The organism is Enterobacter cloacae complex sp. SHL021, assembly GCF_049237765.1.
Classification (GTDB): domain Bacteria; phylum Pseudomonadota; class Gammaproteobacteria; order Enterobacterales; family Enterobacteriaceae; genus Enterobacter; species Enterobacter cloacae.
This window is the reverse complement of the sequence record NZ_JBMKJG010000018.1, coordinates 43,265-68,980: the sequence shown is the minus strand read 5'-3', so window position 1 is coordinate 68,980 and position 25,716 is coordinate 43,265. Positions and strand designations below refer to the sequence as shown.

The following is a 25,716-nucleotide window of genomic DNA, read 5'->3' as shown; positions in this document are numbered from 1 at the left end:
ACCATTTAAAACGCAGGTCGCCAGTGATAAAATCTACCCGCTTTCCGGATTGATTCCGGCAGCTCGACCTGATGGGTGGGGGATAGCGTCACTGGCGTCAGGTTTAAAAAAGCTCACTACCAGCGTAGAACCGGCACCGTTTAGGGGGTTGGGGAAGGGGGAACCAAAGTGAGCAGAGAGAAGGGTCACTTTATGATTGTCGAGTCTGGAGTGTTTCGAGAGGTTGAATCCAGTACTCCCCTTCATAAAGTGTGGGAAGATCTCGGTTCTGGGGTGCTGTCATCCATAACTTCCCAAGCCTAAGCTGGCAGTAGACTTAGGTCATAACTTTTCAGGTTATGTAACGACCAGGTTGGTGAGGAAATTTTGTACTCACCTCCCTGGGAAAGTATTACCTGAAAAGACAACCTCTCACTTCGTTCGAGGTGAACTTCACTCACTTCGTTCGTTCAGTTCAGGTTTTATTAAAACCTGTTCTGGGAAGTAAGTTTTTCTTTTCTAAAAATTTTTAATATTTACACGCACGCGTGCGCACACGCGCGAGGAAAAAAATCGTCGCGGCGCGCGATTCTGGAGCCAAAATGACGACCAAGACCCCAGCCCGGCAACATAATGGCTGCCGCACGAAGTCCAAAACCAGATACCAAACCCACCAGCAATCCCGTACCAACTTCAAAATCCCCGTAGTCGAGTTCAATCCCCAGCTCAAAATCGTAAAAGTATTCAGTGATGGCTCTTGCCTCAAAAATCCGGGCGGGCCGGGCGGTTACGGCATCGTTCTCCAGTATCGAGGCGAAGAGCGCGAGCTTTCTGAGGGTTTCCACAGCACGACCAACAATCGGATGGAGATGATGGGCGCCCTGATTGCGCTGGAGCGTCTGAAGTACCCCTGCAACGTGATCCTGCATTCCGACAGCCAGTATCTTAAAAACGGCATGACGCTCTGGATGAAAGGCTGGAAGCGTAACGGATGGATCACATCTGAGAAGAAGCCAGTCAAAAACGTCGATCTCTGGAAACGTCTCGATGCGGCCGCCAGCCGTCACAATGTCCGCTGGAAGTGGGTTAAAGGTCATGCCGGCCATCGCGAGAACGAAATGTGTGACCGCCTGGCGAAGATCGCCGCCTACTCCGCAGCTGATATGCCTCACAAGCGTGACATTGGATTTTTGTCACAAAATGATAAGTAAGTATTTACCTATTATTTTAAATCAGGTATCTTACCGTTCGTCAGGATGACGAAGTACCGGTAGGTACTGTTCCAGGATGGAACGCCAAAAGGCGGCTGGCTTGGCCAGCCGCAACTCTTTCTGACACTGAATGGAATCCAAATGGCACGTCAAACGCCTTTCACTTCTTTCAATAAACCTCCCCGTTCAATTCGCCTGGTTCTGGCCGAGCTGTTTAGCGGTCGTGTTTCTGCACGCCTTGCGGAACTGGAAGAACGAGTGTTTGAGCTAGAGAAGCGCATTGATGCGCAAGCTACCGCCATAGCAAATCTGGGTGCGACAGTAGGCATGGGGAAGGTGCGTGATTCCGTCGCCTCTCGTGTGTTGCGTGAATCCCAGGCACACAAGGACAGTTCTCATGGAAAATTTTCAACGAAATCGACTGAAGCCAATGGCCTACGGAGTAATTTTAGCAACCCTGGCAGCGGTAGCCATGCCAGCCGGTCAGAGTCTGTTGATGCCGGACACAACTACTTCCACCACAACCTTGCAGACGACACCCCTGCCAGAACGACCTCCTGTCTCTCTGGATGGGATGCTGCTGGACACGATTCCAGCTCGACCTGCAACTCCGGATCTTCCTTCTACTGTGACTGAGGCTATTGCATGAAATGGAGCTTCCAGAAAGTCACCGCGATGATTGTTGGCCTCGCCATTTTTCTGCTTGGTGGCTGGATCATGAATCTGGTGAAACTCGTGAACGGTGGCGATCTTCAGTTTGATGCCGGAATGACACTTGCGCGTGTCGTGGGAATTTTCGTTGTTCCGGTGAGCAGCATTCTCGGGTTCTTTTGATGCCGAATCCATTTTCGGCACTGTTAAAACAAATTGTTTAGCCAATTAACCAATGAGAGTTAACAACAAGGGCCACTGACGGCCCTTTTTACACTGAATGGAGAATGTATGTTTGAGATGACTACTTTATCGATTCCCGGTGTGCTCCCGGACAGACCATTGATGTCCTCAAAAGAAATCTCAAAGCTGACCGGTAAACGACACAGCGACATTCTTCGCGACATCCGTAGCGTGCTGAATGAGCTGTATGCCGACGATTACCATAACGCAAAATTGCGTTATGAGAAAAATCAGTTACTTACAATTGTTGAAGGCATTGTTGTCAACATCGATTACCGGGGAATGGAAGGCGAGTACATGCTCGACCGAAAGCATACCGATGTTCTCATTACCGGCTACTCGTTGAAGTACCGCGCTGCTGTCATTGAGCGCTGGCATGAGCTGGAAATGAGTGTTTCAAGCGGGGCGCTTTACGGTGCCTACCCCAGCATCCCGGAAACCTTTTCAGAAGCACTTCGACTGGCAGCCGATCTTGAAGAACAGCGTGCTGATCTTGAGCGCAAGCTGTCGGTGGCAAGGCCAAAAGCCATTCTCATGGACACCATTTGCGGCACTGCTGATGAGCTTTATGGGCTGAATGAATCTGGTCGCATTCTCGGAACGTCCGGGGCTGTTCTGGGTGCGCTGATGGACTCGCTGGGTGATGTGTACGTTAAGCGCAAATACACCACTGTCAACCGCCAGTTCCTCAAGATCTTCATTGACCGCGGATATGGCAAAAACGTTGTCATCGGAAACGGACGCAACCAGGCCAAGTTCACCTTTAAAGGACTTTGCTTTGCTGCCGGGAAGCTAATTGCTGCCGGGAAAATTATCGCCAGCGCCATTGAGTATGAGCCGTGTCGTGAGCATGTCGAACGTGAAATGAAGGAATCCAAATGTCTTCATTAACCGTCAGTGTTGGCGTCCGCCTTTACGTAGCGTTTGCCCACCTTTTCAGTCACGCCACAATAACGCCATCGAGAAAACAACTTGTTTAAAAACATAAGGAAAAAACACATGTGCGAAAAATGCAATAAAACTAATGCCAAAGTTGAAAACGTGATTAAAAAAGTTGGTGCGGCCGAACTGGTTGAGATCATGGGTCTTGTGGTTGGTCACGAAGACGACGCCTCCCCTATTGACCGCCTTTTCAGCGTTCTCAAGTTCTCAAGCATGATTGATGATCCGATTGAAATTGTGATGCTGGCGCGTCATTTCGGCGAAGCGTATCTGGAAGAGAAAGAACGCGCCGACAAACTTCAGGCAACTCTGGAAATGGTAAGCAAGCCGAAGTGCTCACCGGATTCAGTCAAGGCAGATGAAACCAACGCCAGCAAAGATCGCGAAATCGCCGGACTGAAGTCTTCTCTGGCGATGTTGCTGGCCGCCTTCAAACTGATGTCTTCCCAGGCTGGGTTCAAAATGCTTGATCTGAACAGCGACGATCCGATGGCCGTTCGCCAGCTGCTGGGGGCAATGGCCGACCAGCTTGACGACACCAAGAGCCGTCTTGAAGACATGATGCGCGAGCTGACCCATCGCCACGACCTGAACAAACAGCCGCACAAAACGCAGCACGTACACCACTAATTTCTCACCTGCCGACAGGGGGCGAAAGCCCCCTTTTTACGCCTTAAATCAGCTGCAACGCCTGTGAATGCTGCTTTTACGCCTTTTCAACTTTGGGAAAATAACACCAACAAGAAAACAATTTGTTTAATGGTGTAATCATGAATACAGCCCTTTCCATCATTGACGCTATCACCCCAAACACTGATATCGACTACCGGCAGGAAATGAACGTCATCCACGAAATTGTGGCCGAGTGCGAGAAAGAGATCGCATTCATGCATCAGGTTCACGACTTCGTTTATGGCGACGAACGCCACAACATGATTAACCGCCTGCTGCGACTCAACCACCGGCCGGATGACGAGCGCACACGCTTTAACAGAGCCTGGCTGGATAAGGTCGACCTTGAATGGGTGAAACAGAATATCTGGGCCGAGTACTGGAAGAAGGTCACGGATATGACAAACGTTCTGCTGATCATGCCAGCTTCCCGCCGCGACGAGTGGCGTGAGCAGTTCATTGAGGGCAAGCAGGAGACCATCAGGACTGACAGAACCGGCTACCAGATGAAGGTTAAGGAGTTCGTTGGCGTGCCGGAGTTCAAAGCAGAAACGGTCATCCCCACGATGCTCAATCTGCTGAATGACAGGCACAAATATCTCTCTGAGCGCGTGTATGGCTTGTTTAAGGCGCTGAGTCCTGCCCACAAGACCAATAAGACGAACGGCTTTAGCGAGCGTCTGATCATCGCCAACTGCATTTCCGAGTTCTGGCGGGACAGCGTCAGCGTGAACTACCGAAAAGAGGACTACATCGACGACCTGCGCGTCATGCTTCATTTCTTTGCGCACAAAGAGTTCATCACCATCAACCGCACAACTGAGATGCTATCTGCTGCGTACCGGGCAAACGACTGCCAGACCGGTGACTGGATGAATGTCGACGGAAACCTGATGCGCGTGAAGATGTTCAAGAACGGCAACGTTCACTTTGAAATACATCCTGACGTGGCCTGGAAGCTGAATGAGGTGCTGGCTTACAGTATGCCTGCAGCAATCCCGGCGCCATGCCGTACCGCACCCAAAACACGGGCACCAAAAGAGTTCGGGTTAATCCAGAAGACGATCTCCGAGCTGGTTCGTACCGCGCTGCGCGACGGGCGATTCAGCAAAGACAAAGGCGTCTGGTACTTCTCTGATTCCAACCTCCAGAAGTCGCAAGTGGAAGAGCTTGAGCGCACACTGAACTTCATTGGCGGCGTACAGGAGAAAAAGCACTGGCAGTTCCCGTATGAGATCGGCCATACGCTCAATACGATTGTGGCCACCGGCTTAATACCGGATACAAAATCACACCAGTTCTACCCTACCCCACGTTTGATAGCGGAGTACGTTGCCAGAGCTATCGAGCTGAAGCCAGGTGAGAAGCTGCTGGAACCTGAAGCCGGGCGTGGAGATCTGCTGGCCTGCATCGACGTCAATCCGGAAGACGTTACCTGTATAGAAGTCGCACCTCTCTTCGCTGATATCCTGCTTGGCAAGGGGTACACAAATACGGTCTGCTGCGACTTCATGAAGTGGTCTGAGGACAACGCAGGCTATCAGTTCGACAAAATCGTCATGAACCCGCCCTACTCTCTTGGCCGTCACAGAGAGCATACGCTGGCCGCGCTGGAGCATCTGAAAGTCGGCGGGCGACTGGTGGCAGTACTGCCGGGTGATGCGCCAGTTCTGAACTGGATGACGCTGGATAATTACGTTTATGCCAAAGGGAAGTCGTTTACTGACGAGTTTGAAGACACCGGAATCACTGTAAGCGTATACGTTTTCAAACGTGTAAAATGATAGGTAAATACTTACCTAATTTATGTAAGAATAGAGCCACTTTATCAGAGGTGAACACATGAGCGAAAAATCGAGAATTACATTCGCCAGCGTTAATCAGGCGAAGCTGCCATTTAATTTAGTGCTACAGGGGAACGAAGGAACGCCTGCCGGAACCATCAAAATCGACAAGGAGCTTGTGACGTTCGAAGGTAACTTTGATGAATCGGCGCAGGTTTTTATCGAACATCTGGCACGCCGTTGGAGCCAGCAGTGGAGAGACCTTGAGAAACGCGCCAATGAGTTCGACCGGTTCATGGACGCAATGGACACAGCAAAAGAGGCTCTGTCTGCCGGCACTCCGTTAGATCTGGAGTCGCTTTTCAAAGGAGAAATGGCCTCTGCGATGTTTGCCACCATGTTCGCAGGTGAGTTCGTCCGCAGCGGCGCTAGAAACTACCTGGAGCTGGGGTACAACGTTCCTGAAATGGGCGAGTTTACCGTCACCATCCAGCGCAAAGAAGGCAAGACACCAGGCGAACGTATCGCTGAACTTGAGGCCGTTGTTGATCAGCGTAACGGCGAGTGTGTTCGTTTGATCAACGAACGTGATGCGCTGCGCGAAGAGCAGCTAAACAAAGGCTCGAACACACGCGCGGCCGCAGACATCTACTTCCAGTTAGTTGAGGAATGCCAGATCCCACCAGGCGGCTCTTTGGTCGAGTATGTCCGCGAATTGCAGGATAAAGCAGAGAGGTGCGCGGCATGAATGATCTGCCTGTCGAGCGCGTCTCCGCTTTTGTTAAGTCCCCGCTGGATAATCCCCTCACCCGCGGTGAGCAGATGGAGCTGGCAAGGTGGTTTCTGCATATCCATGAGCAGATGGAAGTTTTTAAACAGTTGCCGGATCTGCCCATTACAGACGGCCATGTTCAGCAGGTGATTAACAGCCACGAAAAAGGCTGGGCGATAATTTTGCCGTGCAAAATTACCTACGAGCTGGCTAAGGAAGTGCAGGCTAACAGAGCAAGGAGTAAGGAAGAGTAACTATGAAGTTGGGTAATGCCGTTTCGCTGTTTTTTACGGCATTACTGGAAGGTTTCAATTATCGCTTTTGTCCATTCTGGGATAAGGCGCTGGATATGCTTATTGAGGAAGGAACGCTGCTTGAGGTGCGAAATGGGATAGCTCTGTTTGAGCGCGACGCCCAGCTATATGAAGTGTTCGTCGGGGCTGGCTTCAACCACTTCGGGCATCTTATTAGCTTGAATACCAAATCCATCGACGAGAGCGTCATGCGCCGTCCGTCGTTCCGTGTAATGGATAAGCTGCAACGTCATGTAAATGCCGAATTACTACGCGTAGCCAAAGAAAAAGAACGAGAGCTACAGGCGATGATTGGATCGCTTATCGCTGAGTAAATAAAGGCCACTATTGTGGCCTTTAACAATTTGTTTTCTACCTTTTCTTATCTGTGAAAATAACTACATCCAGAAAACAACGGAGTTAAGAATGTCCCGTATTTCCAAAGCCCATATGTTTGCCGCTGGCGCTCATGGCGGCGTTGGCCAGAAAAGAAAATATACCGGTGAAGACTACATCAACCACCCGGTTGCTGTCCGCGAAATTGTTGCCTGGCATGGTGGAACCGTGGAGATGCAGATCGCGGCGCTTCTGCATGATGTGGTCGAAGACACCCATGTCACCATAGAGATGGTTCGTGAGCACTTCGGTGAGCACGTAGCCGAAACGGTTCTGGCTCTGACCAACATTGCCAGACCAGAAGACGGCAATCGAATACAGCGCTTCATCATCAACGTCCGGGAGCTGGAGCAAAGCCTCGACATGCAGACGCGCATGATCAAGCTGGCTGACCTGCTGGACAATACCTCTTCTATCGTGAGTCGCGACCCTGAGTTTTCAGCCATCTACCTCGCAGAGAAGGAGCTGATGCTGGCCGTACTCTTTGACGGCAAGGAGATTGGTGCCGATGCCGGTGTTGTCGAGTACCTGGAGAAAAAAGGCATAGAGCATTCGTTGCTAATAAACGCCCGGGCGATGGTGACGAAAGGCATTGCCAGTCTGCAACCGGTACACACCAAACGTTATGAAAAACACAAAGCGCTGATCTGGAACGCGTGGGAGGCTGCATGAAGGTCGAAAAAATAGATGTTCTTTCCTTTGTGCTGACGGATCTGGAACGTCTCGACCCGGTACGCGTAATGATTGAAAACTACGAGCCGGGCAAGGGAAGAGTCACCATTACCTGCTATGGGAAAGCATGGACTGCTGCCTGGTTCGCGATGGGCGGGGATGACGTGCAGACGTTTATTAAGAGAGTGAGCAACGATTATTTGATTGGTTGCCTCGACCCTCAATTGCTGAGTACGGTCGACGATGACAACGACGCAAACCTGCTTTTCGTAAAGTCCGAAATCATAAAGTTGCGCAGGGAGAGAGAAATCGACGCAGAACAGGCCCGCAATATGTGGGACGAGGCAGAAAACGCTGATGACGTAAAAGAAAGTTGCTGCTGTTTCGGTGTCGGCAACGAACTGCTGAGTCTGTTTGGTGACGATCCGTGGTATGCCGGTTGGCCAACGGTGCCAAACCCCAGATACCAATACCTGGAACGTATCGTGAACGCGGTACGTGATGGGCTGAAAGCGCTTGACGATCAAGCGAGAGAAGCAGTCGGTTAAGTGTTATAGTCAGGCGCTTTTATATTTATGGAGTGAATATGAAAAATATCCTACTGGCATCATTGTTGGTAGCATCGCCGGCTGCTTTTGCAGCCAGCTTTGACTGCCAAAAGGCTTCGACAGAAATCGAACACAAAATCTGTGACAACGAACGCCTGTCAAAATTAGACGAACAACTTAGCGCAACCTATTCCAGCGCGCTCAAGGCTAACCCAGAAAATGCAGACACCCTAAAGACGGTTCAACGTCAGTGGATAAATATGCGTGGAAGACTCACTGATGATAAGGCTCTTGAGCTGGCTTATCTTATCCAAATTAATGGACTCAAGGGGTTGGATGGTTCGGCCAGCACAGCGGTGGTCAATGAGACACCGAAGCCGGTGCAGAAGCAGCCTGAAGTTCAGGAAAAGACAAGCAAGGCAGACGCAAAGCAGGCTAAGAGCGGTGATGAGCTAACTCTGGAGTCATTCCGAGCTAAGTATATTGAAGTTGACGGTGAATACTACAGCACGACATCCCTTCCCAGAGGGAGTTCGTTCTTATTCACCTGCGCCAGTCGCATTGCCGATGACCAAGTTAATGTCTGGAAGAAGTACGCAGCAAAAGAGGGCAAGATCGACCTTTTCTTTGAGCTTGAGACTCGAATACACACCGCGATGCTGAATGCCAATTTTCAGAAGCTGAATAGTGATTTAACTAAAACAGGCATTTGCGATCTGATTACCGCTGTTCCGTAAGCCAGATAAGGCCACTATTTGTGGCCTTAAACAATTTGTTTTATAGGTGGTGAAATTAATGGAACCCCAGGCGAACTAAATCCATTGGGCAGAACAGACCCTCCACACCTTCGATAGACACGCAGTCAGAACGGCGTAATTGTTCTTCTGATTTGCCTTCTCCGCAGATTTCCTTGATGACTCCCGTTGCACCATTCGTTGCCACCATCACTCGGCTGCCGGTAGTGATAGCGTTACGGTTGCGATCATAGGTCTTCATCGTTTCCTCCTTTCACTTGGGTCAAATCAGGTTTCAAAAATTGCCGCTTTTCATGTATGTGCGGTTTGCAAAATCTCAAGTTCCGAAACAAATTGTTTTCACCACCTTGTTATTCAATTAACCAGTAAAGTTGACCAGTACCGTAAAAAAAAACTACTGTTTATACATACAGTGTTGAGGGTGAGCAATGGGTAGCAAGAATTCCAAATATGTGTTCGTCTATAGGGGCGAAGCACTCGAGCACTTAATACCTGGACAGTTCGTTTTCTTCCAACGTAAAAAAGAATACGGCGATGGATTCTGGCTTGGTAAAACGCATGAGGACGGGTTCGAGTTTGTGCTGGAACAACCCACTTCACTTAGTTACGGGCTTGCGTATCTGATCAGTCTGTCTAGTGTTGAAGCCAGACATATGGAGTTTGTGGACGACATAGATGATTTTAAATTGACCTAATTACCCCTTAAACATTTTGTTTTCAGTCTTTTGTTATCTGAGATAATAACGCAAATAAGAAAACAATTTGTTTAAGGAGTTGGTATGTTGAAGCTCACGGAAGTCTACAAAACGGCAGTGATCAGCACCGCTCATGTAACGGCAGCGGATTCAGAACGGCTACCCATTGCCTGCTTCGACCCACTTACTGATCGCGGGTTGAATTGGGTACATGGTACACAGTACGGCTGGATTGTTCGTGCTGGAATGCGAGGGAATGACTGGAAAGAAGAGCTGCGTGAGTATGGCATTTCAGAAGAGACGATCTCTAACATACAGACCATAGTGGATGCCGGCTTTGACGCGGTTCACTTCGATTGCTACGCCGAGCTGGTGGACGGATTACCTGGCTGGGACTGGTAAGCCTTTTTTTTGTCGTGGACAGATCGGCTCTCCATGTGAGATACCAGATATCAGAGCCGATCTCATAAGGGACATTTTCTGCATGGAACTATTCCAGTACCTTCAGTCGCTATACCCGCAGCTGACCCCAAATAACAGCAAAATTCATTTAGCCAGCACCAACGAATATAAAGAAAACCCGATACAGGAGTTCGTGAAAGAGACGTTCGACGACTGGCAATGCCTGCAGAAGCTGAAAAGCTTCAATCGTACCTACGTTGTCTCTCTTATTCAGACTGAAGATAAGGCGCGATTTCTCTATGCTGGCACCTATCTCAACGTTGGGTGTTCTCTGACAGCATCACATGCAGTACCTGGCCGGAACGAAGACTACTATCTCTATCAACTGACACCTGTTCCTGAACTGGATGAATATCGTGGACGTTTGTATGTCAGTGCGGAGCGTCCTCGCAGATCTATTTTGAACGGCGAAACTCTTGCCGGAAAACTGCGAGTCGTTGAGATTGCGCCATCCTGTCTATCATTTGGCGAGTTTCCCGGCTACAAAGACGTAGTTCTGGACAGAGCCAGTCTCGGAACCATCATTCGGCAGGAGTTAAAGTCGTGGAGAACTGCACTGAGTATTGTCAAAGGCATCTACCTGCTGACTGATGTTGATAGCGAGAAGTTGTATGTTGGCCAGGCAAACGGCAAAGGCGGAATATGGGGAAGATGGAAGACCTACTTTAAAACGGGTCACGGCGGGAATGCTGGCCTGATTGAAGCGTTTGGAACCGGCGATGAGGAAAGGCTCAAGAATGTCACGTTCTCTATTCTGGAAATCATGGACATTAACAGTGACGCCTGCGAGATAAACCGACGAGAATCACACTGGAAACGCATACTGCTTTCTCGTTCAGTAGGACACAATAGGAATTGAGTTATTGTCGAAATTGTAGCGTTTATTTGTTTACGCATATAAGAAAACAAATAAATAACAAGAGCTATAATATCTTGGCTAAGTAGTTGATCGGCCCCCTTAGTCAACCGATTACTGGAACGAGACATTTAAGAGGACAATATGACGGATACAGCTTTTTCGAAATCGTTACAAAAGGAAGTCGACCCCGAGCAGTACTTGGCACTTAAAAATTTAGATGATAGCTCAGTTCATGCTGTCGCTCGTGAAGACATCATCTGTCCAATTTGCAAAGTCGGAGGTGGCTCGTTTGTTAGAGCCTCTAGGAATGATGGTTATCACAAGAAGGCGCATTTCAGATTTACTGGTGAAGCTGGCCAAGGCCACCATCCATCATGTGACTTCTACGGAGATAGGTTAACATCTGAGGTAAGGCAGCACCTTGTCACATTCACGAAAGATCGAACAAAGTATTCGCAGGTAATACGAAAACTGGTATGCGCCGGCATACAGGAAGGGATTTTTACGCAAGAAAAAATGTGGCAGATGAGGGAATGGTTCTTCAATAAGCGTAAGGACTCCACATTTGAAATATGGCTGGAAAAGGGTCATTTGGATTGGCTTGACTATATTAGCGGGTTACGTGAATCATATTTGGCATGGACAAACCCGGATATTATGCCTTTCTCACCCATTCAGGCTACTGTGCCTGGTTTTTCTTGGTCTCGTGCAATTGACAAAGAGGTGCTAAGAGTTCACATCAAGACTCTCCAGCAATTGCGTAAAATTTCAGTATCCCATAGAGACATTTCGGCAATCTTAGAACACATAGATAATAATCGTGGCCGTGCAATTCTCGACCCATCGCTTTTGGAAGATGAGATAAATAAGACTTACAAGCTTACTGGGTTTGTGATGAGCAATTACATTGAGTTTAAGACAAAAACGGTTAGCGACAGAGCATATGGAGAGGCTAAGTTTCTGGCATTTGCCGCACTGCTGTTATTCGTGTCTGATTGGGATCTCAACATTGCTATTGGTAAGTTTTCCAAGATTGCCAGAGTGAAGGAGGTTGATGACATGCTGGCTGGTAATTTCATTGGTCTTAACCCTTACTTCCGGTACGACGTGGCTAAAGCTGTGAAGAAATTGCAGGATAACTGGCCGATTGAATACCAAGAGTTGGAACATTGGGATGTAGAAAAATCTATGCGTGAGGCATATGAAAAGTGGTGTTCGACAGAGCCAGAATTCGCTCCACCTCTTTTACCCGACCTGTATGTTACCCAACACGAGAAAGAAGTCGCACGAGACGAGGAAATCAGGCAGTGGATTAAGAACGGAGATGTTTGAGCACAACTAGCTTAATCAATCCGTTGACATTGGCGGTCACAAATTGAGGATTTCTATAAGAGTCCGTTGATCGCCACTTTCCCCACCTCTCCAATCTACCCCAACCCAGGCGTGACAGGGCATTTAAGCAAGTTACACCCATAAGAAAACAAATAAATAACATATCAACGAAAAGTCAACGCTTTTCCCTGATTTGGTCTAAAAAGTTGACGTTTTCGCACGCCATCTCTTATATCCAAAATCCTGCGCACCAGAATCCATCTCTCTGCGACCAAAACGCCAAAAACGACTCGTGATACCACCCCAAAACAGACACACTCAGAAGCGCTCCCGTTGCGTTATATTGGACGTCTAAACAAGTTGTTTTCATGCACAAGAAAACAAGTTAACCACACCCACAGGAAACCCAGAGACGCCATTACCCGCAATCCCGGAAACACCCACCTCTTCCTGTCAGGCTACCGAAAAGACCCACCTCTTTGCCCCAGGCTACAGAGCACCCACCTAATCTTCCCAGGCAACAGAGAACGCAGCTCGCGAATGCAAACCCCTACACGCCATTACCCAATACACGGAGAAGAACAACCAGAACGAAACCCCGGACAAACCCAGACCAGAACAGGAACCGTCGCAATCTCGCTTACCCACCATTACCCCGGAAGAGAGCGCAAATTCCTGAATAGCAGGGAACGCCATTACTTCATATGCGGAGAACAACTAAAGCGCCCTACTGCCATTACCCACACTTCCACCATTTCACGTAAACGGAGAGAAAAGCGCACCTGCCATTACTCAATACACGGAGAAGAAAACTCACCAAAACGACGAGAACAACCCAGACGAAAACACAAAGAAGAACCACCTCAAGAAGAACAAAACCACATACGCCGGCAGAGAGAACAAACCGCCCATTTCACCCAAAGGAATACTCGCCGTATAGAGCGTTATCAGGGTGAAGGTTTGCACGTCCACAGGAGAGAAAATCCGTAGAGACTTAACTGGAGGTATAAGTGGGAAGGGGAAGAGGGGTATCGCTACTTTCTCCGTAGAAATTCAAGCCATAGTTTTCATCCCCCGTAACGCCCCTATCCACCCCTTCGGTCAGCCTTCGGGCCATCCAGAGAAAAGGTCATGTCCCTTTTCAGGAACGAGAGCGTCGCCGCAGGGAAAAGGCTGGAGGTTTTCAGGGAAACGGTGGGAATCCCGCTATACGAACCGGGAAAAGGCTGGCTGCCGGTCGGGAAACGGGTACATCCCGGTACAGAGCGAGGGACGTCTGCGGGAGTATGCCTTATTCCTCATTCACCTGAAGAGTGCGGGAATTAGTGAATCCCGCAGTTGAGCGTTGAGACCAGATCAGCTTCGCACGCTCATGTCGGGAAGCCAGATCTAGTGTAAAGGGTTACGGGTTTTGGTGGTGAAATCGCCGAGGACGTTTATTCGAAAATCTCACTGCCCTGATTCGCATCGTCCCTGTTGTCCCACAAATCATCGAGCGCCTCTTCTCTTGTCCCGAAGGGGCCGGAGACGACAGGTGCGTTTGAACTGGTATCGTCCAGCTCTGTGTAAATCTGACCGTTAACCAAAATGACGCGTCCGACAGTAATGCCGCCATGTAGCAACTCGCCTCTCTCGGCGTCGATGCTGAAGTACCCGTCTGTGTAGTCTTTATTGCTCATTACATTCCCTCTGAGTTAGCCAGATACATACATATCAATAAATCGGCACAAGCACATCAGCCTTTAAGGAATTCTTTTTCACCGTTTTCTTATTTCGATAATAACACCAATAAGAAAACAACGTGTTTAGACAAAGGAGAAACACATGTACAAGCATTTGAATATCAGCATCACTCTCTGTGGCGAGGAAGCGTCCTCCCAGTGTGAGATCTCCCTTGATGACGCTATCCGTTCCCAGGATGTTGTTGGTCGCGTGGCGACGCTCATCTCTGAAGGATACAGAGAAGGGACGTTTGATTTCCATATCGAGGACAACCCAATGTCCGTCGCGTGGAACTGCACGACGTCAGAAACCAAGTGAGGGTGAAGAGATGATTAAGATGCCTGTGATGGTTGAGGTGTGGAGCGTGGATTCCCTGGCTGAGTGCCTGGATGCTGTGGGGCCGGAGTTGTACCGCAAGTTGTGGTCATTCGTCCCGGCTGAAGGGGAATCGCCCAAAGGGAAAGATATCTGGCACCTGCTCAGTGAAGATGAAAAGCGGGAGCTGGTGGACGCGGTATACATCGAGTTCCCGGACGACGAAGATTAAGAGTGAGGCCACCAGCACGGTGGCTTTTTGCTGTTTGCAACCTCCGGGGCAGCGCAGCACCGTAACGCTATGCTTTGTAGCCGTTTTCTCGCTGGTATTATTTGCACCAACAAGAAAACAAGTTGTTTACGGAGTGAGTTATGAAAAACGCGATGATCACCAAACTGAGCGCGGGCCAGCCACGTAAAGAAAAACCAACCGTAATGAGCCAGCTGACCCTGCTCGATATCATCGCCAACGGCACTGCCATTCGCCTGTTCAAAGAGACGCTGGTCTCGTTCGACAATGGTTCCCGCACGCGTTACGTAATGAGTGTGCGTCGCCAGAGTGGAAGAGGGTGGATGGCAAAACAGATCATCTGGCCGGAAGGAGAGCTGGAACAGGCGCTACTGGAAGCGAACAAAGTAGCCCAGCAAGAAATCCAGCGTGCCTCTCTCCTGGCGACAGCCTGACATGTGCAAAAGCGATTAGTCGTCCCTACGACAGCCCCGTCCATCCTTCGGGGCTTTTTTGCTTACCTGTATTGTAAGTGCCTACCTATGACAATAATATAATCAGGTCAACAACAGGGAGACCAAAAATGACTGTAATTCGTGAAAACCTGGTTCTTGATTTGTACTATGCGTCAGAAACAACCTCAGGCGGAAAAGTTGCAAAACTGACCGCTATTCTGCGTGACAGCACGAACGGGACTGAAGTGCTCACCACCACCCTGATCCGCACCGGGACAGAAGAGGATTGGGTGTACACCGTAGGCTTCCAGAGCATCAGCGACGCATCCGAACCAATGCTGCTGAAACTGGAAACGTATTTCCGCGGCGTAGACAAAGAGATGTTTGAAAAGATGATGGTGAAAGCGGACGAGCTGTACACCTCCTACTTGAACCCGAGCAACACCTGGCTTGGACAATACGGTCTGCGCATCGTGTCCAACGAACCGGTTGAAAACTACATCCCGGAAAGCGTATTCGCTTAATCCCTCCAATGGCGCGTACCCCGCGCCATTTTCTTATCCCCGATAACAAAATGTTTTTTGCCTTATCCACATTGCGATAATTACACCAACAAGAAAACAAGATGTTTACGCATGGAGGATATGCACATGACCGATTTCACTAGCTCCCCTAAAGCTGAAAACGTATGGCTGGAATCCTGGCTCGACCTGTCGCCGGAAGAACAGCAGGAAATGGATCACGTTGAACAGGACGAACAATATGATGCCCGCTTCTTCCGCTTTGAGGACAGCGTTTATGATATTGCCGACTTCATGCGCGATGACCGCTTCCCGGACTGGCACGCAGGCTACCCATTAAATGCCTTCGCCATGCTGATGATCCGCGTGGATGGCTCCGGCGATACCATCGACGTCGGTCTGCTCCACTAAGAGAACGAGGCCACCCATGCTGGTGGCCTTAAATGACCATCCTGTTTCCCGCAGGCTAAAAACACCCACCTCTTACCGCCAGGCTACCGAGCAACCCTCCGACTCCCTGCCGGCCACCAGCTGCCGGAACAGAACGCTTGGACGCCTTATGCGCGTAGCGATAATTAAACCAATAAGAAAACAAGTTGTTTAAAGGATTATCACCATGAACTTTATCGCTACTGTTAACATCCCTGCGCATGGCCATATTTCTGTGACGTTCTCTGATAACGAGAAAAGCGTGCTGGGCGCCTGGCGTGACAATGTAACCATCGAGCTGTCCGGGAAAGAGAAACAGCAGATCACCAATGACATAATCTGCAACCGTCGCCATAAGCGCGTATTTGAGAAAGCGTATGTCTCCACCTCGGGATTTGGCGTATTCATCTTCCCGGTGCGCAGCGGTCGCTTCTGTCAGTCAAAACTCATCGAGTTCGCCACGCAGATCGCGCTATGGGTTAAAACAGAATCCGGGTTCGACTTCAGCGAACAGGAAGCAGTGGGGGAGGGGATGCGTATCGCCAACAATGCCATCAAGTGCAAAAACGTCACCTACGAAGCAGGAATCGACTCGTGGAGTATCTCGTGCGGGGACTATGTGAAAGACGTGTACGGAAAGAATCGCATTCACATCCTGGCTGGCAAGTAAGAGGGGAGGGGCTGGAAACGCCCCTTTCTTTTCGTCCACCAACTGCCGCAGGGAATTTTAGAAACGGCCAGAGAGCTTTCCGGGGAACCGAAGGGAAACGGCCAGGGAATTTTCGGGAAACGGCTGGGTTTGCCTTTATGTAGAAAACAGAGCGGGAGAAGCCCAGAATCCTGCCAGAAAATATCGCAGGGGCGCTGGGGTAGCGCTGGTGGGGTTTCAGCCCCTGAGCCATCCAGATAGCTTTCGCTATGTGATTATGTGAATCCGTGGGTAAACCACTGCAAGCGCGTACACGTCGCGCCAACGTGCCAATGATACGCGAGCGCCCACGGATAGCGCCAACATTGCCGACACGTCCCGAAGGATAGCGCGGATCACGTCGCCAGATATCGCCAGACGATCACGCCCACGACACGACAAAATAAGCCACGCGCTAAAACGCTGTAAAACGCGCTATAACGTGTTTTTTATTGTGGGTAATGGGTATGTACCACCACACATAAAAACGCGTTAAATTGGCGCGTTTATGGCGCTTATTTTTGGTCTGTTTTGGCTGACTTCAGACAATGAAAAACGCGCCAACTATGGCGCGTTATGGTGTGCGGATCTTGAAACGAAAAAAGCGCCCATAGTGGGCGCTATTGTTTTTATTTTTCTAAGTGAATTTTAAAGCCAGCGTTTAAAAATTCTTGAATCATTAAAAGAACATCGGATTCTTTGATTCCTGCGCGCTTCCTATGATCCGCGCTATTCAGATCTATTTTAAACGTGGTTTCGTCGACTACTTCAGAGCTGAGAGCGTAACCAGCTAAACCAGCGATATCATAAACAAGAGTATGATTATGGATGTTAACGCCAGCGATAAAAATAACCATAAAAACGCTCCTTAAAAAATAAAATTGAATACAGACTTAAGATCTTTTGAATAAGCGCCCATAGTGGACGCTATATTCATTTAATTACGCTTTGAAAGCGTCAGCCAGATAGTTATAAAAATCACTTTTGATAAAGCGATATTGCTGCGATCCGTTTTTCGCTGCGCCCATTCCTTTGATCTTCTCGACCAGTCCGAGACGTTCACAAAGATTGATCAGCTGGTTGGCTTGCGTATATCCAGCGTCCAATTTAATTTCGTTGGCTTTTTTCGCTTCATTCATCAAATCGAAAACAGCGCCATTTGTGAATGTTTCCAATTCTTCATTAATCATTTCGATTAATGCGAATACGCGAGATCCGGACATATCAGCGACGGAATAAACGCATTTACCAGACTTGATAGACTTAACCAGATAAACCAATTTTTCGAGTGAATAGCTATTGGTCATAGCTTCGCGGAAAAACACTTCTGGCGCTTGTTTGCTTGCTTTAATCGCGTAGTAAAAGACACCAGCTAATTTCTCATCATTAACAGCGTTTAAAACGTTGTTGGTGAAGTATGCAAGTTTGGTAGTCGCTGCAAGCATGTTAGCTTTATCTGCTTTTGTGTGCGTACCATTCTGATAATGATTGTTATAAGTCTGAGTAGCGTTATTGGCTGCAACTTGTAATTCATTAGCGATAACTACAGCAGCGTCGATGATGGATTTTTTAGAGATAGCAACGTTAGACATGATATTAATCCTTATGTAATATTGATAACTTAATTTGTTATTTGTTTATCGTTAGCGTGTTCGCTTTCGATGTGACTAATTATCGATATACAGAAATTAAAATCAAGAGTTTTTTACGCGGGAACGAAAAAAAATTTCTTCAATAAAAATCAAAGTCTTAGAAATAAAATGCGTTTTCTCGAAGGTGTTGCCTAAATAAATTCCCTATTCGGTCATTCACCCTTATATATTTAAAACGGAATCGGGATTAGGGGAAATAAATATAACGGGAAGTGACACATAAAATAATAACCGGACTTAGCCGGTTATTACCCTTATAGATTTAAAACGGTAAAATCCGTTCGACCCAATCGAACATGACGACTGTCTTCCGACCGTCCCCCATGTTGAGCGTGACCTGGCAAGCGTCAACGCCTGAAGACACCCCCTCAATTTCACGGCCATCCGCCATGTAGACCCTTATAGACTTCTGCATCTCATGAGCCTGGCGACAAATTTTGAAGAAATCACGGCGAGATGGCCGATTGTCCACATAGTCTGGGTGTACCGTTGTCCGACCCGTGAAATCGTGCGCAATGCCTTCTGTCACACCTGATTCAATCGTACTGATTCGCTCAAGTGGGAGCCTTATACGATTTTCTTTGTCGAACGGGGCAGGGCAAAGATCGACTTTGTTGCGCGACGACATGAGACCCTGAACGTACATGCAGAACACCTGACCATCTTCCATCGTGACCCTTACAGGAATGAGAGACTTACGCCAGAACATCAGCGCCTTCTCCACGTGGGTGTAATCGCGCGGCCAGACTTCTGCAGGAATCCCGTAGGTGATGTCAGTAATATTCGTCATATCGTCACAGTGTCGTTGGTAGGATATCGATGTCACCTGCGTTGCTGGTGAACACCCGGAAGACTTTCGTCTCGCCAGCTTTGGTGATGGTCTCGCGTTCCTGGCGAGCAGGGTTCAGTGCGCACAGCCCGGCGCCTTCCAGTGAAGCGCCAACAATCCATTGCCCGGCATCAAGATGGAACGTCGCTTTTTCACCGGTCTCAAGTTTCGCAACCGTCTCACCATTGATGAAGATGGACGCGTCACAGCCCGCACCTATCATACCTTTGTCCCTCATAACCACCAGCGTGGTTGGTGCAGACGTCTGGTATTTGAAAACTCTGGCCTGCGGCGCCGGTTTTGCATCGGCTACAGACACAGGGCGGGATGAACATGCACTCAGGAGTAAAACGGGGATGGTAATCAGTGGAAGTAGAACGTGTTTCATGGCTTGAACTAAATCCTTATCACTTCAACGAACAAGGCGTCTTGCGACGCCCTTAATGCTTAATCGAGACGTTTGAGAATATCGGCAAGATCTTCTTTGGTCATGCCAGAGGATTCGTAAATCTTCATGACCTTTTCACGGGCCTTTGCAGAAGCCTCTAATGACGTAGCTGCCTTATCAAAATCAGCCATCGTCATGTTGGACAGCACCAGATTGATGATGTCTGCCTTTGACAGCTTAATATTGCGTTCACGCAGTCGATTCTGAAAGGTTTCCAGCTTGTCGTTTGCTTTTTCGGTTAACTGAACCTGGCAGTGTATAGCGCGTTTCTCGCTCATGCTTACTCTCTATTCAAAACAGTGAAATCGAATGTGCTACCCACCGGCAAAACGCCCTCGGCAAACCCAGGCGTCGTGTCGATAATGTGCTTCCGCTCATATGAATGCGACATGAGATATTTGTTGCTCACGTCGATAAAGTCGGTAATAAAGCACACGTTAGCCTGATTCTTTTTGGCTCGAAGACCGCGACCAACACGTTGGCGCATCTCAACTTCGGCTTTGCCGCCACCACCCAGAATCACCGCCCCTACGCTTGGAACGTCGACACCAACATCCAGAATGGTTGAACCAATCAGAACATCTATCTTGCCTGCCGCCAGACTGTTGAGCTTTGCTTGTCGGGTAGTCTGGTTTGATTCTCCGTAGATGAAATCGACCTTCAGGCCGCTTTCCTTCATCATTTCCATCAAAATCTGACCATGACGCTTCAGACGAACCAGCGTCATACAGTTCAGACCGTGACTTTTGTACATTAACGCTTCGCGCACAATAGCCTCGTTGCGGCCCAGATTGTAAACGATGCCTAACTGATAGGCTTTCTGGTAAGCCGTACTCATTCCAACCCGAAAGTTCAGGTGTTTCGAAGCAAGTTCGGCCCTAATCCGCACCTCGTCTGGAGTGTACGCGATTTTATGATATAGAAAGTATGGTTTCGCTAAAATACCTCGATCGATCAAATATTTCTCCGTTACCTTTATCTCAATGCGACCGGCAACGGCCATGAGACGCATATTTGCCTCGGTCGAGTCCTTCATGAACGGCGTAGCTGTCAGCGCCAGACGGTAATCGGCATTGATGCACAACCTGGCGATATCGTAGAAGTTTGAACCAGATGATTCGTGTGCCTCTTCCAGAATCAGCAGAGAAACGCTGGACAGAAAGCGCTTAACCAGTTCCCGGCGCTTCAGGTGGTACTGTTTTTTCTCCGGTGATGCGTCGCGCGGTGGCTCTTCGAGAAAACTGGCCAGGGTCTGCACCGTGGCAACGTTGATATGGCGCGAGACCTGGAACTCACCAGATCCAATCACCCCAACTTTCTGACCTTTCAGCCACGGCTCGCCATTCTCCGCGCGGTAGTCGATGGATTTCTGGAAGTTCTCTGCCATCTGGAACATCAGAACCGAGCGCGTGGTTAAAAACAGCGTCATACGGCCAATGCGAGCAGCTACCTTACACGCTACGTTCGATTTACCGCCACCCGTCGCAATCTGGGCAATCATCATCCCTTCGCGCACCAGTGTTTCCACAGTCTGATCCTGATACGCATAGTCCGGGTTATACGGGAATGGGTTAACTACCGGGTTCGGCTTGCCCAGCGCGGGGGCTTTTTCCTTGCGCACATGCACGCATTTGATGCCAGCTTTCAGAAGGTTGGCCGCTACTGGCTTCGCAAACCCAGCCGGGAACGCGTTTTTGCTCCAGTTGAACATCGTGCTGGTTCCTTTCCAGTCACCAGCCTCCACTTCATAGCTCAACATCTCCTGAACGAGCCGTTTCACGTTGTCATCAGCGCCAGAAATCAGCGCATTGACTGCATTCGATACAATCCGAACTGTCATAAACCTCTTTCCTTCGTGCCTTTTGTATGGTAATTGGCTATTATAGTAAGTAAGTACTTATACAATGGATTGTATCAGAATTATGGATGTGAAAATTACGATTCTGCAGGTGGAAGTCGCGAACCTGCGTCCGAATCCCTGGAATACCAACTCCGTTGGGGCGCAAAACTTCGAAAAACTGAAAGGCTCGATCGAAAAATTGGGCTTTTTTAAGCCAATTCTGGCGCGGGAGCTGGACGGGGGCGTTTTTGAGATCCTCGGTGGCGAACACCGCTGGCGTGCCGCGATGGAGCAGGGCATTTCAACGGTTCCCGTCATCTCCGTGGGCAAAATTAACGACCTGGTGGCCAAGCAGATGTCCCTCGTCGATAACGAGCGCTACGGCGAAGACGATCAGGTCGCTTTGCAGCGCTTAATCGAAGAAATCCAGTCTGAAATCGACTACCGGTTGTCCGATATCGCCCCGTATGACGACGAAATGGCTGCAACACTCGCCAAAGCGTCCGTTATCGATCTTGAAGCGCTGGAAGCGCTATCCCGTGGCGATGACGAGCCGGTCGATGAGGACAAACGCGAGAAAACCGAGCGAGTCGGCGCTGAACACCAGACGATGCGCTTCAAGGTGACGTTTGATGCGTCAGATCGCGTCGCCGACACCATCAAAACCATCATCAAAGAGCAGGGAATCAATACCGGTAACGAAATGGAGAACGCCGGGGAAGCCCTGGTTTGGCTGGTCGACTACTACAAGGAGCGTATGTAATGACCAAAAACTTTGAAATCGTCTATCGAAACCCGGCAGAACTCATCCCGTATGAGATGAACGCCAAAAAACATGACGAACAGCAGATCCGCGACCTGGCGGCCGCCATCAAAAAGCGCGGTTTTGACCAGCCGATCACTGTCGACAAGCACGACGTCATCATTACTGGCCACGGTCGTCGCGAGGCGGCACTTCTGGCTGGTCTGGAGCGTGTGCCGGTCATCGTTCGAGACGATCTGAGCGAAGAAGAAGTGAAGGCGAAGCGTCTGGAAGACAACCGCCTGGCCAGTATTGACTACGACGCCATCAAATTGCAGCAGGAACTGGAATCCCTGGTGCTTGGCGACGTCGAGGTCTTCGGTTTTGAAGAGCGCGAGCTGAACGTGCTTGTCGGCAGCATGACCGAAGAGATGGAAACCGGCTCTCTGGTGCTCGATCTGGGTGAAGAGACGGAACGCCAGAAAGAAGAGCACACCGAGATCAGTCGTGAAGTGGCCTCTGAAGAAGTCCGCGTCATCGACGTATTGGGCTTTAAAACGCTCCCTGCTGGCTCTGCCATTGTGGTTGGGGATTTGCTTGCACACATGGAAGAAATCACGGGAGAAAGCGGGGTAGACGCTTTTGTGGCGTATGCGGAGAAAGTTTCTTCTGGGGAGTTGGCTGCATGAGCAAATACACCATCAACGTATCGTTTCAGACCCGCGTGAACAAAACCACGCGCACGCTGGAGATTGCCGAATCGTTTGGTCTTGGCCTGGACGAAAAAGAGTGGACGCTTTACGACAATCTGGAGCTGGAAGTGAAGCAGGGCGATGTAGTGTACATCACTGGCCAATCCGGTTCCGGTAAATCCGTTGTGCTGCGCGAGCTGCAACGCCAGATGAAGGATGAAGGGCTTTCTGTAGCCTCCATCGATGACTTTACCTTCGACAATGAGGTTAACGTCATCGACCAGCTGGGCAAAACCACCAGCGAAGCGCTGGGGCTGCTGTCTATGGCCGGATTGAATGACGCCTATCTATTCGTGCGCAAGCCATCCGAGATGTCTGACGGCCAGAAATACCGTCTCAAGATCGCCAAGCTGATCGAGTCAGGCGCAAAAGTCTGGGCAGCCGACGAATTTGGCGCTGTTCTCGACCGTGTAACCGCCCAGGTTGTGGCGTCGAACCTCCAGCGTGCCGCCCGTAAGGTTGGTGCGACGGTAATGGTGGCGACGACCCACGAAGACCTGAAGAACGCGCTGCGCCCGGATATGCAGATCACCAAGCACTACAAAGAACGCGTGAAGGTGGAATATGCCTGATTTGAAGATCGTAGAGCTGAAGCCATCGAAAGAGGCTGACAACAACAACGTTGAAGTCATCCGCCTGCTGGAAGAAGCACTCCAGTACGCCAGAGAAGGCAAAAGCCAGAGCCTGGCGCTGCTGATGATCAACAACGACGGTAGTGTTCTGGATTGCTGGCATAACGGTGGGCGTCCATACGTCATGGTTGGGGCGATGGAATCGCTTCGCCTGGACTTCATCAATGCCAATATCGAGCGCAGGTGATCGACATGACAGACATCATCATCAAACGCTACCGCCCGGAAGAGTTCCCGCGTCATCTGGACTTTCTGGAGCGTATGACCGTTACCAAAGGCACGGTTGAAGACTGGCACGCGCTGAAGTCGCTGCACTACAAGACGGATGGTAAGCCGTTCGCGCCAACGTATTATCGCTGCGAACTGGACGGCCGGCTGGTGGGCGTCGTGGTTATGGCTTACCCGAAACTGCTGCTGGCGCCTCGCCATCGCATGTTTCCTAAGCTGAAGCCAACCACCAATACCACCGTGGCCAACCAGTATTGGGGTCGGTACGTGAACAACAACTTTGCGGTGATCAGTCGTTCCGTTGTGGACACTCAGTACCGCGGCGTCGGCGTCTCCTATCGAATGATTAACCTGGTTAGCAGGATGCACGACCGGCCAATCATCGAGATCCAGTCGTCGATGAGCAAATACAACCCGTTCGCCATGAAAGCAGGGTTCCAGTTCATCCGTCCGGAGCGTCCGAAGAGCTATGAGAGTGCGTTGCGCGTCTTCCAGCGTCATTTCCGTTCCGACCCTGGCGACAACGAAGCGATCGTCAAAGAGCTGTTCGCCATGAGTGAGTCTCGCCGTCGTCGTGCGCTGCGTGATCTGGTCGCTGACTACCACAAGAACAGTTCCCTGGCCAAAGCCGGGCGTAATCGTGGCACGACGATTCAGGACATTGCCGACAGCCTGGTGGACGAGGCCAGCATCGTGAAGCTGCTCAAGGACATTCACAACCTGAGCTTCACGTCTCCGCTGTATGGCGTGTACCGAAACCCGGACTTTGGTCATCAGCTGCCGGACACGCTGCCACTGCTGGCATTCGACAAACAGCCTTTGAATAAACCTCTTGAAATTGCATTACCGGCATAAGGATTTGCCATGACGTTGACCGACAAACAAAAAGACATCATCAAAACCATCAATTTAGGCCATGAGCGTGGGCATCTGCTCGATCTGGACGAGCTGCTTGAAGTGCTGCCGTACAAAACGACCAAACAGAGTATGCAGTTCTCTATCCGCGCACTGGTGAAAAAGGGGCTGGTGGAGAAAGGAATGTGCCGCCAGCGCGGTGATTCCGGCTACCACCGTCGCACGCTGGGACTGACCACTTTAGGTCGTGCCAGAGCCAAATTACTGGTGATGTAAGTCGGTCTGGGAGCCAGTTTGAGAGCCTGCTTCCGTATATATAAATACTAAGTGACTTATTAAATATATACGGAAGCAGGTTCTGAATACTCCCCAGCTCGGTTTTAAACACCCAGAAAACAAATTGGTTAGGCACAGAATTAAACAAGTTGTTTAGGAGCGCAAGGATGCGCTCTGAGTGTTTTAGAGGGATCTATGACTGTAGAAAAAGACGAGAGCAAAACTCGCCTGACGCCAGCTGAGTGGGCAGAAGCCGAAGCAAAGTGGACTTCCGGCGAATACACACTCTCCAAGCTGGAGGAAGAGTACGGCATTCGTCGTGAAACGCTCTCCAGACATTTCAAAAAGCGTGGATTAGAGAAAGGCGCGGACTCCGTTGGGAAGATGGTGCGCGAGTCGCTCAAATCCGACGCAGAGCTGCGTGCGAAGGCGCGTGCAGAGAAAATCGAAGAGCGCCGGACTCGTTACGACGATTGGGCATTCGCACTCGGTCGGATGGTGATGCATGAGGTGGCCACAGCCAAGAAGGACGGCAAGCCACTCGCAACCATCGAAGATGACCTGAAGAGTCTCCAGCGTGCCAGCGGCACACTCGCTAAGTGCTTCGAAATATCCTCGAAAGCGCTCGGTATGGATCGCGCTGAGAACGAAGAAGACGAAATCCCGAACCTGGTATTTGGCGAACTTACGCCTTCCCAGGTGGCGCAGCTGCGTAAGGAAGATGATGAGCCGGATCTGATTGATGACGATCTGCTTGAGTCACTCGAAGAGGAAGCACTGAGCGAAGCAGAGGGCGATTCTGACGCGTCTGGTGATGAAAGTGATGGGAGCGTCTAA

Annotated in this window: 36 protein-coding genes and 1 pseudogene; 29 read left to right on the top strand and 8 right to left on the bottom strand. The window is 49.8% G+C overall.

What is annotated here, in order from left to right:
• Window positions 1-581 precede the first annotated feature (581 nt).
• The 12 genes from rnhA to ACOTZF_RS17845 all read left to right on the top strand — a co-directional run bounded on the left by rnhA (window position 582) and on the right by ACOTZF_RS17845 (window position 8,900).
• Window positions 582-1,190 (top strand): ribonuclease HI, encoded by a 609-nt coding sequence (gene rnhA, locus ACOTZF_RS17900; RefSeq protein WP_421636157.1) that lies wholly within the window; start codon window positions 582-584, stop codon window positions 1,188-1,190.
• A gap of 141 nt (window positions 1,191-1,331) precedes the next feature.
• Window positions 1,332-1,826: a hypothetical protein gene (locus ACOTZF_RS17895; protein ID WP_421636156.1), complete on the top strand. Its 495-nt coding sequence runs from the start codon at window positions 1,332-1,334 to the stop codon at window positions 1,824-1,826.
• A gap of 9 nt (window positions 1,827-1,835) precedes the next feature.
• Window positions 1,836-2,024 (top strand): hypothetical protein, encoded by a 189-nt coding sequence (locus tag ACOTZF_RS17890; RefSeq protein WP_421636155.1) that lies wholly within the window; start codon window positions 1,836-1,838, stop codon window positions 2,022-2,024.
• A gap of 108 nt (window positions 2,025-2,132) precedes the next feature.
• Window positions 2,133-2,975 carry a Rha family transcriptional regulator gene (locus tag ACOTZF_RS17885; RefSeq protein WP_421636154.1) on the top strand — a complete coding sequence of 281 codons (843 nt, stop codon included), beginning with the start codon at window positions 2,133-2,135 and terminating at the stop codon, window positions 2,973-2,975.
• Between the two features lie 108 nt (window positions 2,976-3,083).
• Window positions 3,084-3,656: a hypothetical protein gene (locus ACOTZF_RS17880; RefSeq protein ID WP_421636153.1), complete on the top strand. Its 573-nt coding sequence runs from the start codon at window positions 3,084-3,086 to the stop codon at window positions 3,654-3,656.
• Window positions 3,657-3,796: 140 nt separating this feature from the next.
• Window positions 3,797-5,482, top strand: a complete 1,686-nt coding sequence (locus ACOTZF_RS17875) for a DUF4942 domain-containing protein (RefSeq protein ID WP_421636152.1) — start codon at window positions 3,797-3,799, stop codon at window positions 5,480-5,482.
• A gap of 58 nt (window positions 5,483-5,540) precedes the next feature.
• On the top strand, window positions 5,541-6,230 hold the full coding sequence (locus tag ACOTZF_RS17870; RefSeq protein WP_100151319.1) for a hypothetical protein: 690 nt from the start codon (window positions 5,541-5,543) through the stop codon (window positions 6,228-6,230).
• The gene (locus ACOTZF_RS17865) at window positions 6,227-6,508 is read left to right on the top strand and encodes a hypothetical protein (RefSeq protein WP_101740081.1); all 282 of its coding nucleotides are present in this window, start codon (window positions 6,227-6,229) and stop codon (window positions 6,506-6,508) included. The genes ACOTZF_RS17870 and ACOTZF_RS17865 overlap by 4 nt, the downstream gene beginning before the upstream one ends.
• A 2-nt stretch (window positions 6,509-6,510) precedes the next feature.
• Window positions 6,511-6,882, top strand: a complete 372-nt coding sequence (locus tag ACOTZF_RS17860; protein ID WP_421636151.1) for a hypothetical protein — start codon at window positions 6,511-6,513, stop codon at window positions 6,880-6,882.
• 91 nt (window positions 6,883-6,973) lie between these two features.
• Window positions 6,974-7,615 carry an HD domain-containing protein gene (locus tag ACOTZF_RS17855; RefSeq protein ID WP_421636150.1) on the top strand — a complete coding sequence of 214 codons (642 nt, stop codon included), beginning with the start codon at window positions 6,974-6,976 and terminating at the stop codon, window positions 7,613-7,615.
• Window positions 7,612-8,163, top strand: coding sequence for a hypothetical protein (locus ACOTZF_RS17850; protein WP_058687813.1), 552 nt, complete (start codon window positions 7,612-7,614; stop codon window positions 8,161-8,163). Before ACOTZF_RS17855 ends, ACOTZF_RS17850 begins: the two co-directional genes overlap by 4 nt.
• Window positions 8,164-8,201: 38 nt before the next feature.
• Window positions 8,202-8,900, top strand: coding sequence for a lysozyme inhibitor LprI family protein (locus ACOTZF_RS17845; protein WP_042863531.1), 699 nt, complete (start codon window positions 8,202-8,204; stop codon window positions 8,898-8,900).
• Window positions 8,901-8,955: 55 nt separating this feature from the next.
• On the opposite strand, the gene ydfZ is transcribed toward ACOTZF_RS17845, so the two are convergent.
• Window positions 8,956-9,159, bottom strand: a complete 204-nt coding sequence (gene ydfZ / locus ACOTZF_RS17840; protein ID WP_006812537.1) for a putative selenium delivery protein YdfZ — start codon at window positions 9,157-9,159, stop codon at window positions 8,956-8,958.
• 187 nt (window positions 9,160-9,346) lie between these two features.
• Between ydfZ and ACOTZF_RS17835 the strand changes: the two genes are divergently transcribed.
• The 4 genes from ACOTZF_RS17835 to ACOTZF_RS17820 all read left to right on the top strand — a co-directional run bounded on the left by ACOTZF_RS17835 (window position 9,347) and on the right by ACOTZF_RS17820 (window position 12,266).
• On the top strand, window positions 9,347-9,613 hold the full coding sequence (locus tag ACOTZF_RS17835) for a hypothetical protein (RefSeq protein WP_421636149.1): 267 nt from the start codon (window positions 9,347-9,349) through the stop codon (window positions 9,611-9,613).
• 84 nt (window positions 9,614-9,697) lie between these two features.
• On the top strand, window positions 9,698-10,015 hold the full coding sequence (locus ACOTZF_RS17830; protein ID WP_421636148.1) for a hypothetical protein: 318 nt from the start codon (window positions 9,698-9,700) through the stop codon (window positions 10,013-10,015).
• 82 nt (window positions 10,016-10,097) lie between these two features.
• A complete protein-coding gene (locus ACOTZF_RS17825) occupies window positions 10,098-10,934 on the top strand; it encodes a GIY-YIG nuclease family protein (protein ID WP_421636147.1) in 837 nt (278 codons plus the stop codon).
• A gap of 141 nt (window positions 10,935-11,075) precedes the next feature.
• Window positions 11,076-12,266, top strand: coding sequence for a hypothetical protein (locus ACOTZF_RS17820; RefSeq protein WP_039264864.1), 1,191 nt, complete (start codon window positions 11,076-11,078; stop codon window positions 12,264-12,266).
• A gap of 1,436 nt (window positions 12,267-13,702) precedes the next feature.
• On the opposite strand, the gene ACOTZF_RS17815 is transcribed toward ACOTZF_RS17820, so the two are convergent.
• Window positions 13,703-13,945: a hypothetical protein gene (locus ACOTZF_RS17815; protein ID WP_200084496.1), complete on the bottom strand. Its 243-nt coding sequence runs from the start codon at window positions 13,943-13,945 to the stop codon at window positions 13,703-13,705.
• A 145-nt stretch (window positions 13,946-14,090) separates the two neighbouring features.
• On the opposite strand from ACOTZF_RS17815, the gene ACOTZF_RS17810 reads away from it, so the two are divergent.
• The 6 genes from ACOTZF_RS17810 (at window position 14,091) to ACOTZF_RS17785 (ending at window position 16,607) form a co-directional block, all read left to right on the top strand.
• Complete coding sequence (locus ACOTZF_RS17810) at window positions 14,091-14,306, top strand: hypothetical protein (RefSeq protein WP_421636146.1); 216 nt, start codon at window positions 14,091-14,093, stop codon at window positions 14,304-14,306.
• A gap of 13 nt (window positions 14,307-14,319) precedes the next feature.
• Window positions 14,320-14,535: a hypothetical protein gene (locus ACOTZF_RS17805; RefSeq protein ID WP_421636171.1), complete on the top strand. Its 216-nt coding sequence runs from the start codon at window positions 14,320-14,322 to the stop codon at window positions 14,533-14,535.
• 140 nt (window positions 14,536-14,675) lie between these two features.
• Window positions 14,676-14,987 (top strand): hypothetical protein, encoded by a 312-nt coding sequence (locus tag ACOTZF_RS17800; RefSeq protein WP_006812530.1) that lies wholly within the window; start codon window positions 14,676-14,678, stop codon window positions 14,985-14,987.
• 128 nt (window positions 14,988-15,115) lie between these two features.
• Window positions 15,116-15,511 (top strand): hypothetical protein, encoded by a 396-nt coding sequence (locus ACOTZF_RS17795; RefSeq protein WP_006812529.1) that lies wholly within the window; start codon window positions 15,116-15,118, stop codon window positions 15,509-15,511.
• A 126-nt stretch (window positions 15,512-15,637) separates the two neighbouring features.
• Window positions 15,638-15,919: an ABC transporter gene (locus tag ACOTZF_RS17790; protein WP_305871467.1), complete on the top strand. Its 282-nt coding sequence runs from the start codon at window positions 15,638-15,640 to the stop codon at window positions 15,917-15,919.
• Window positions 15,920-16,124: 205 nt separating this feature from the next.
• Window positions 16,125-16,607, top strand: coding sequence for a hypothetical protein (locus ACOTZF_RS17785; RefSeq protein WP_421636145.1), 483 nt, complete (start codon window positions 16,125-16,127; stop codon window positions 16,605-16,607).
• Window positions 16,608-17,254: 647 nt separating this feature from the next.
• Here the strand turns inward: ACOTZF_RS17785 and ACOTZF_RS17780 are convergent.
• The 6 genes from ACOTZF_RS17780 to ACOTZF_RS17755 all read right to left on the bottom strand — a co-directional run bounded on the left by ACOTZF_RS17780 (window position 17,255) and on the right by ACOTZF_RS17755 (window position 21,394).
• Window positions 17,255-17,482 carry a hypothetical protein gene (locus tag ACOTZF_RS17780; RefSeq protein ID WP_000234274.1) on the bottom strand — a complete coding sequence of 76 codons (228 nt, stop codon included), beginning with the start codon at window positions 17,480-17,482 and terminating at the stop codon, window positions 17,255-17,257.
• Between the two features lie 84 nt (window positions 17,483-17,566).
• Window positions 17,567-18,217 carry a hypothetical protein gene (locus ACOTZF_RS17775; RefSeq protein WP_421636144.1) on the bottom strand — a complete coding sequence of 217 codons (651 nt, stop codon included), beginning with the start codon at window positions 18,215-18,217 and terminating at the stop codon, window positions 17,567-17,569.
• A 322-nt stretch (window positions 18,218-18,539) separates the two neighbouring features.
• Complete coding sequence (locus ACOTZF_RS17770) at window positions 18,540-19,067, bottom strand: transcriptional regulator (protein WP_421636143.1); 528 nt, start codon at window positions 19,065-19,067, stop codon at window positions 18,540-18,542.
• 4 nt (window positions 19,068-19,071) lie between these two features.
• Entirely contained in the window at window positions 19,072-19,494 is a 423-nt protein-coding gene (locus ACOTZF_RS17765) for a hypothetical protein (RefSeq protein WP_000683475.1), read from the bottom strand.
• A 59-nt stretch (window positions 19,495-19,553) separates the two neighbouring features.
• Window positions 19,554-19,832, bottom strand: coding sequence for a hypothetical protein (locus ACOTZF_RS17760; RefSeq protein ID WP_001291547.1), 279 nt, complete (start codon window positions 19,830-19,832; stop codon window positions 19,554-19,556).
• Between the two features lie 2 nt (window positions 19,833-19,834).
• Entirely contained in the window at window positions 19,835-21,394 is a 1,560-nt protein-coding gene (locus tag ACOTZF_RS17755; RefSeq protein ID WP_421636142.1) for a DEAD/DEAH box helicase, read from the bottom strand.
• A 59-nt stretch (window positions 21,395-21,453) separates the two neighbouring features.
• Between ACOTZF_RS17755 and ACOTZF_RS17750 the strand changes: the two are divergent.
• The 7 genes and pseudogenes from ACOTZF_RS17750 to ACOTZF_RS17720 all read left to right on the top strand — a co-directional run bounded on the left by ACOTZF_RS17750 (window position 21,454) and on the right by ACOTZF_RS17720 (window position 25,716).
• Window positions 21,454-22,157: pseudogene (locus ACOTZF_RS17750) on the top strand (ParB/RepB/Spo0J family partition protein).
• On the top strand, window positions 22,157-22,825 hold the full coding sequence (locus ACOTZF_RS17745) for a ParB/Srx family N-terminal domain-containing protein (RefSeq protein ID WP_000164561.1): 669 nt from the start codon (window positions 22,157-22,159) through the stop codon (window positions 22,823-22,825). Before ACOTZF_RS17750 ends, ACOTZF_RS17745 begins: the two are co-directional and overlap by 1 nt.
• The gene (locus ACOTZF_RS17740) at window positions 22,822-23,460 is read left to right on the top strand and encodes an ATP-binding cassette domain-containing protein (RefSeq protein ID WP_006812519.1); all 639 of its coding nucleotides are present in this window, start codon (window positions 22,822-22,824) and stop codon (window positions 23,458-23,460) included. The genes ACOTZF_RS17745 and ACOTZF_RS17740 overlap by 4 nt, the downstream gene beginning before the upstream one ends.
• Window positions 23,453-23,707: a hypothetical protein gene (locus ACOTZF_RS17735; RefSeq protein WP_001113021.1), complete on the top strand. Its 255-nt coding sequence runs from the start codon at window positions 23,453-23,455 to the stop codon at window positions 23,705-23,707. The genes ACOTZF_RS17740 and ACOTZF_RS17735 overlap by 8 nt, the downstream gene beginning before the upstream one ends.
• A 5-nt stretch (window positions 23,708-23,712) precedes the next feature.
• On the top strand, window positions 23,713-24,603 hold the full coding sequence (locus tag ACOTZF_RS17730) for a hypothetical protein (protein ID WP_421636141.1): 891 nt from the start codon (window positions 23,713-23,715) through the stop codon (window positions 24,601-24,603).
• A 9-nt stretch (window positions 24,604-24,612) separates the two neighbouring features.
• A complete protein-coding gene (locus ACOTZF_RS17725; RefSeq protein WP_000176291.1) occupies window positions 24,613-24,879 on the top strand; it encodes a hypothetical protein in 267 nt (88 codons plus the stop codon).
• A 195-nt stretch (window positions 24,880-25,074) separates the two neighbouring features.
• Window positions 25,075-25,716: a hypothetical protein gene (locus ACOTZF_RS17720; RefSeq protein ID WP_006812517.1), complete on the top strand. Its 642-nt coding sequence runs from the start codon at window positions 25,075-25,077 to the stop codon at window positions 25,714-25,716.